This window comes from Kitasatospora sp. NPDC057500, assembly GCF_042802195.1.
Lineage (GTDB): Bacteria > Actinomycetota > Actinomycetes > Streptomycetales > Streptomycetaceae > Kitasatospora.
Genome location: NZ_JBHVER010000354.1, coordinates 1 through 4,530 on the forward strand (window position 1 = coordinate 1; position 4,530 = coordinate 4,530).

Genomic DNA, 4,530 nt, shown 5'->3' on the forward strand with positions numbered 1-4,530 from the left:
CTCACCGGCGAGAACACCATCTCATGGCGCGACCCGACATCCCAGATCAAGTAGCTGATTTAGGGATAAAACATCGGGATAAAACGACCTCTGAGCGGAGCGGTCAGCCGAGCCGCTCGCCGTAGACGTGGTCGACCGCGAGGATCATGAGGACGCGCCGGTCGGCGACCATCACGGCGCGGTACTCCTCCCAGTCCGGGTGCTCGCCGGCGGCGCGCCGGTAGTAGTCGACCAGCACGTCCACCTCCGGGCCGGCGGGGTCGGCCGACGGCCCCACCAGGGTGACCGTGCCCTCGGCGGTGGCCCAGGACCGCCCGTCGGCGCCGGTGACCTCCAGGGCGGCGCGCGGGTCGCGGCGCAGGTTGGCCGTCTTGGCGCGTCCTTCCGTCATCGAGACGTAGAGCCGCTCGGCGGCCCGGTCGTAGTACGGCATCACGGGCGAGAGCTGGGGCCGCCCGTCGGACTTGATCGTGGCGAGCACACCGAGGCGGCTCGCGGCGAGCAGGGTGCGGGGGTCGAAGGACGTCGTCATGACGGTCATTCTGCGGCAACCTCCCCGGCGGCGGGGGCCGGCCGGCGGAACTGCTCGACCAGCGCGGCGTAGCTCGCGCCGCCCTGCCCGGCCGCCAGCGCACGGCCCGCCAGCGTCCGGACCAGGTCCGGGAGTTCGGTGCTCACCCCGAGGGCCGCGCTCTCCTCGGCGAGGTGGTCCATCGCGGCGATGTGGGTCTCCAGGGTGGCGTCGTCGGCCGGGTAGGCGCCGGCGTCGATCTGGCCGGCGTAGTCGGCCAGCCAGCCGGCCACCGTCACCGTCGAGCGGGCGGCGAGCGGGGCGAAGGCCGACGCGTCGACGCCTGCCGCGCCGAGCAGCGCGGCGCCGTGCAGGAAGCCGTTCAGGACGCTCCACATCAGCCCGAGCACGGCGGAGTCGTGCAGCGCGGCCAGGCCGTGGTCCTCGCCCAGGTGGGTGGTGGCGTCGGCGGCGAGGCTGCGCAGCACGGGCTCGTACCGCTCGAAGTCGGCGCGGGCGCCGCTGTAGAGCAGGACGGCCTCGGGCGTGCCGACGGCCTGCGGCACGGCCAGGATCACGCCGTCCAGGTACCCGCCGCCGGCGGCGGCCACCCGGGCGGCGTTCTCCCGGGCCTGGGCGGCGGTGCCGGACGTGAGGTTGACCAGGACGCGGCCGGCGAGCAGGCCAGGGTCGGCGGCGTCGAGCCGGTCGAGCAGGTCGTGGACGGCGGTGTGGTCGGACACGCAGACCACCACCAGTCCGGCGGCCCGCACCGCCTCCTCGGGCGAGGCGGCGGTGCGGGCTCCCCCGTCGGCGAGTTCGGCGGCCTTGCCCGGGGTGCGGTTCCACACGGTGGTGGGGTGGCCCGCGCGCAGGAACGCCCCGGCCAGGGCCCGCCCCATCAGTCCGAGGCCGAGAACGGCGACGGGGACGTCTTTCGCTGATTCGTTCGATTCGTCGGTCATGGCGCCATCCTGAACCCTCACATCAGTGTGAAGGTCAAGCGGTGAAAGCCGATTGACGAAAAGTCAGCCGATCTCTCCCTCAGAGGTCGACGAGTTCGACGGTGAGGGCGGCGATGTCGCCCGGTTCCAGGTCCTCGGCCGTGCGGACGGCGCGTTTGACGGGCAGGACGTAGCAGCCTCGGCTGCTGTCCGGGAAGATCGACGTCTGCCAGGCGCTGCCGCCGAGGGTGACCCGCACGCGCAGCGAGCCGAAGCCCCGGCGCGGGCCCGCGGCCACGTCGCGGATCTCCTCGGAGGCCTCGACGGGCAGGCTGACGAAGGTCCAGCTGTCGGCGCGCCGGGCGTCCCAGATCCAGAGCTCGGCCTCAAAATCGAACACCACGCGCCCAGCATCGCATGCGACACCGACAACCCGGCCGTTCACGCGTCCCGTCGCGCCGGCGCTCACATCGGCAGGGAGTGCAGACGCACGGCGCCCGCGGGCCACTGCGCGCCCTCGTGCAGCGGGAACCACATCGTGCGCAGCGGCATCACCACCGGCCCGGCGGGCTGCTCGACCTCGACGGGGCCCTCCAACGCGCGCCAGCCGAGGCGGGCGTAGAGTCCGGCCACGTCGGGGCGGCAGAACAGGAACGCGAGCTGCGGGCCGAGCCCGCGGGCGCGGGCCAGTGCGCCGTCCACCACCGCGCGGGCGAGCCCCCGGCCGCGCCGGTCGGCGGCGACGGCCACGCCGCCGAGCCCGACGGCGTCCGTCCGCCGGCCGCCCACCGACACCGGCAGCACCACCAGGCCGGCGTGCGCGACGAGCCGGCCGCCCGGTTCCGCGCGGATGCCGACGTGGTGCTCCTTGGGCCGCCAGGTCATCCCCAGCGCGGCGACGCCGAAGGCGTCCTGGGCGTCACCGAAGATCTCGGCGAGGTCGTAGTCCTCCAGCGGGACGACATCGGTCTGATAATCGGTCATGTCGCCATGCTGCCACCCCGGCGGGCCCACCGGGGCGGGGCGGAGGTCAGCGGACCACGTCGAGGACCTGCTTCTGCAGGCCGTTGGAGTAGACGGCGTGCTCGACCAGCCGCAGCTTCTGGGCGTCCTTGTCGGCGCCGCTGAACAGGCGCTTGCCGGCGCCGAGCAGCAGCGGGTAGACGAGGAGGTGGTAGCGGTCGATCAGGCCGGCGTCGGAGAGCGCCTGGTTGAGGGCCGCGCTGCCGTGGACGATGATCGGGCCGCCCTCGGTCTCCTTCAGGGCGGCGACCTCGTCGAGCGAGCGCAGGATGGTGGTCTCGCCCCAGTTCGCCACCAGGTCGTCCTCGGTGAGGGTGGTGGAGACGACGTACTTCGGCAGCTCCTTGTAGCGGGCGAACTCGGCCATGTCCGGCCACACCGGGCTGAAGGCCTGGTAGCTGACCCGGCCCAGCAGCATCGCGGTGGCCTCCTCCTGCTCCCGGCCCTTGATCTCGAAGGCCTCGGGGACGAACTCGACGTCCTTGAAGGTCCAGCCGGAGTTGCGGTAGCCGGGTTCACCACCGGGGGCCTCGACGACGCCGTCGAGGGAGATGAACGCGGTGCTGATCAGAGTGCGCATGATGGTTCCTCGGTGAGCGGTGAACGGTGAACGTTGGAGGTGCGGGGGCCGTCAGGCGAGGAGGCCGGTCAGCCACTGCTGCCAGGCGGCCTCGGCGCCCTCCGGGTGGGGGCCGAAGAGGTGGTGGAACATCAGGACCAGTCCGGCGCCGTGGTGGAAGGTGTAGAGGCCGTCGGCCGTCCGGACGCCGAAGCGCTCGTCGTCCGCCCAGACGACCTCGCCGTCCAGCGGCGGCAGCCCGGCCGGCCCGGCGCCCGGGCAGGCGCCGACGGCGGGCGGCAGCGGCAGGCCGAGGGCGCGGGCCAGCTCCGCGCGGAGCTCGCCGGCCGGGCGCCCGGGCACCGAGGCGACGGCGAACACCGGGGTCCCGGTGCGGCCCCGGAAGTGGGCGAGGTACTCGCCCAGGGTGTGCAGGTGGAACGGCCAGCCGCGGCGCAGCGCGTCGTACTCGTCCTCCCAGTCGTCGCCGAGCAGCCCGCTGTGGACGACCCGGAGCGAGGTGGCGGCGCCGTCGCGGCCCTCGATGAGGTACTCGAAGGCCATGAAGCGGCCGTCCCCGGCGGTGGCGGTGCGGGTGGCCAGGCGCTTGCCTGGCTCGTAGCCGGTGATCACCGCGTCCTCGCGGTGGCCGCCGATCTCCATGGCAGCGGTGCCGCCCTCGCGCGGGTCCAGCTCGTTGCGGCCCATGAACCAGGAGTCCAGGCCCGGCCCGGTGGCGATGGCCGCCCACACCTCGTCCGGGCTCGCCGGCAGGAGGGTCTCCAGTTCGATCTCGAACGGGTGGGTCATCGCGCGTTCTCCTGTCCCGGCTCGGCGCCGGCGTCCGTGGCGGGGATCTGGTGGAGTCCGGCGATCACCCGGTGGGTGCGGCCGCCGGGGGCGGACTCGTCGTGGTAGCGGCTGACCAGGACGGCCACCGCCTGGGCGAGTTCGTCGGCGAACGCGGTGCGGTCGGCCGCGGAGGCGAACCGCACCTGGGCGTCGATGCCGAAGCTGGCGACCCGGCGCCGGGCGCGGGCGGCGCCGGTGAGCAGCGTGCCCACCTCCTGCACCAGCCGGGAGCCCAGCGCCAGCAGCCACCGGGCGGAGAGCTGGTCGGGCGAGCGGGACGGGTCCGGGCTCACGGCGGCCAGCACGGCGGGCGAGATCACGTAGGAGGCGGCGGTGGCGCGGTACACCCGTTCGGTGACGTTGCCCTTGCGCCGTTCCTCGGCGAGTTCGACCAGTCCGTGCCGCTCCAGTTCCTTCAGGTGGTAGTTGACCTTCTGCCGGGGCAGGTCCAGCCGGGCGGCCAGCATGGCCGCCGAGCCGGGCTCGGCCAGGGCGGCGAGGATCCTGGCCCGGAGGGGGGCCAGGGACGCCTCGGCCGCGGCGGGTTCTTCGATCACAGCGACGTCCAGCACCCCTCCAGAGTGCTGCGGACAGGAAAATTTGTCAAGACAAAATTATTTGTCGGTGTGCCGCCTTCACGC

Annotated in this window: 7 protein-coding genes; all 7 read right to left on the reverse strand. The window is 73.5% G+C overall.

Annotated elements, in window-relative coordinates; genetic code table 11:
• Positions 1–103 precede the first annotated feature (103 nt).
• Positions 104–532, reverse strand: coding sequence for a PPOX class F420-dependent oxidoreductase (locus tag ACFU74_RS36185; RefSeq protein WP_380764378.1), 429 nt, complete (start codon positions 530–532; stop codon positions 104–106).
• Positions 533–537: 5 nt separating this feature from the next.
• Entirely contained in the window at positions 538–1,476 is a 939-nt protein-coding gene (locus tag ACFU74_RS36190) for an NAD(P)-dependent oxidoreductase (protein WP_380764379.1), read from the reverse strand.
• Between the two features lie 79 nt (positions 1,477–1,555).
• Positions 1,556–1,858 carry a DUF1905 domain-containing protein gene (locus ACFU74_RS36195; protein WP_380764380.1) on the reverse strand — a complete coding sequence of 101 codons (303 nt, stop codon included), beginning with the start codon at positions 1,856–1,858 and terminating at the stop codon, positions 1,556–1,558.
• Positions 1,859–1,920: 62 nt separating this feature from the next.
• Entirely contained in the window at positions 1,921–2,439 is a 519-nt protein-coding gene (locus ACFU74_RS36200) for a GNAT family N-acetyltransferase (RefSeq protein ID WP_380764381.1), read from the reverse strand.
• Positions 2,440–2,485: 46 nt separating this feature from the next.
• Positions 2,486–3,058: a dihydrofolate reductase family protein gene (locus ACFU74_RS36205; RefSeq protein WP_380764382.1), complete on the reverse strand. Its 573-nt coding sequence runs from the start codon at positions 3,056–3,058 to the stop codon at positions 2,486–2,488.
• Positions 3,059–3,109: 51 nt separating this feature from the next.
• The gene (locus tag ACFU74_RS36210; RefSeq protein WP_380764383.1) at positions 3,110–3,847 is read right to left on the reverse strand and encodes an SRPBCC domain-containing protein; all 738 of its coding nucleotides are present in this window, start codon (positions 3,845–3,847) and stop codon (positions 3,110–3,112) included.
• A complete protein-coding gene (locus ACFU74_RS36215) occupies positions 3,844–4,461 on the reverse strand; it encodes an ArsR/SmtB family transcription factor (RefSeq protein ID WP_380764384.1) in 618 nt (205 codons plus the stop codon). Before ACFU74_RS36215 ends, ACFU74_RS36210 begins: the two co-directional genes overlap by 4 nt.
• Positions 4,462–4,530: the final 69 nt, after the last annotated feature.

What these genes read in the sequence shown, in the direction of transcription:
- ACFU74_RS36185 (WP_380764378.1), bottom strand. Translation starts at nt 532, where the DNA reads ATGACGACGTCCTTCGACCCCCGCACCCTGCTCGCCGCGAGCCGCCTC.
- ACFU74_RS36190 (WP_380764379.1), bottom strand. Translation starts at nt 1,476, where the DNA reads ATGACCGACGAATCGAACGAATCAGCGAAAGACGTCCCCGTCGCCGTT.
- ACFU74_RS36200 (WP_380764381.1), bottom strand. Translation starts at nt 2,439, where the DNA reads ATGACCGATTATCAGACCGATGTCGTCCCGCTGGAGGACTACGACCTC.
- ACFU74_RS36205 (WP_380764382.1), bottom strand. Translation starts at nt 3,058, where the DNA reads ATGCGCACTCTGATCAGCACCGCGTTCATCTCCCTCGACGGCGTCGTC.
- ACFU74_RS36210 (WP_380764383.1), bottom strand. Translation starts at nt 3,847, where the DNA reads ATGACCCACCCGTTCGAGATCGAACTGGAGACCCTCCTGCCGGCGAGC.